Source organism: Amycolatopsis sp. NPDC021455 (assembly GCF_040640995.1).
In the GTDB taxonomy this organism is placed as follows: Bacteria; Actinomycetota; Actinomycetes; order Mycobacteriales; family Pseudonocardiaceae; genus Amycolatopsis.
Genome location: NZ_JBFACT010000165.1, coordinates 1 through 1,141 on the forward strand (window position 1 = coordinate 1; position 1,141 = coordinate 1,141).

1 protein-coding gene is annotated in these 1,141 nt (G+C 72.1%); it reads right to left on the reverse strand.

What is annotated here, in order from left to right:
• Positions 1–929, reverse strand: a 929-nt coding sequence (locus AB0G28_RS49335; protein WP_361106668.1) for an alcohol dehydrogenase catalytic domain-containing protein, incomplete at its 3' end; no start/stop codon positions are given.
• Between the last annotated feature and the right edge of the window lie 212 nt (positions 930–1,141).

The window sequence follows — 1,141 nt, forward strand, 5'->3', positions numbered from 1 at the left end:
CTGGTGTCCAGGCGGCCGGCCGCGAGCATGCGCAGCAGCATCGGCGTGCTGGAGGTGTCGACGAGCCCGGTCGTGATGGTCACGTTCTTGATCCAAAGTTCCTCGAGGTGCAGCGTCGCCGGCGCGCCGTGCACGCCGACGTTCGCGACGTGCCCGCCGGGACGGACGAGGCGGGTGCACAGCTCGAACGTCTCGGGGACGCCGACCGCCTCGATGGCGACGTCCGCGCCGAGTCCGCCGCTCGCTTCGGCCACCGCGGCCGCCGCTTCGCCGGGCCGCGTCAGCACGTCGGCGCCGAACGACTTGGCCGCGTCGAGGCGGGCCGGTTCCTTGTCCACCACGATGATCGTGCTCGGGCCGAAGAGCTGAGCGCTGGTGATCGCGGCGAGCCCGATCGGCCCGGCCCCGACGATCACCACCGTGTCGCCCGGTTTGACGCCACCGTTGCGCACCCCGACCTCGTAGGACGTCGGGACGATGTCGGCCAGCATCAGCGCCGCCTCGTCGCTCACCCCGGACGGCACCACGTACGTCGAGGTGTCGGCGAACGGGACGCGCGCGTATTCGGCCTGGACGCCGTCGGTCGTGTGCCCGAGGATCCAGCCTCCGCCGCCGCGGCACTGGCCGTAGGCCGCCTTCCGGCAGTACTCGCACCGGCCGCACGCGGAGATGCAGGAGACCAGCACCTTGTCGCCGGGCTTGACCTCGGTGACCGCGGAGCCGGTCTGGACGATGGTGCCGACCGCTTCGTGGCCGAGGATCCGGCCGCGCTCGACCTCGGGCACGTCGCCCTTGAGGATGTGCAGGTCGGTGCCGCAGATGGTGACCGCGTCGACCCGCACGATGGCGTCCGTGGGCGCGGTGAGTTCGGGGTCGGCGTGGCCGGTCCAGCTGCGGCGGCCCGGTCCGTCGTACACGAGTGCCTTCATTTCTTCTCCCTCCGGCAAGGGGAAAGGGCGCCCGCCGGCCGGCGGGCGCCCGTGGGGCGGGTGGTTGTTCAGCGCAGCCAGGTGTGGTCGCCGGTGATGGCGGCCCAGCGGCGGCCGAGTCCCCAGGTGTTTCCGGCCGCGGCGGCGGCGAGGGCGATGAGGACGAGGGCGTAGATGATGTGGTAGTCGATGATGGGGTTGGTGGAGTGGGT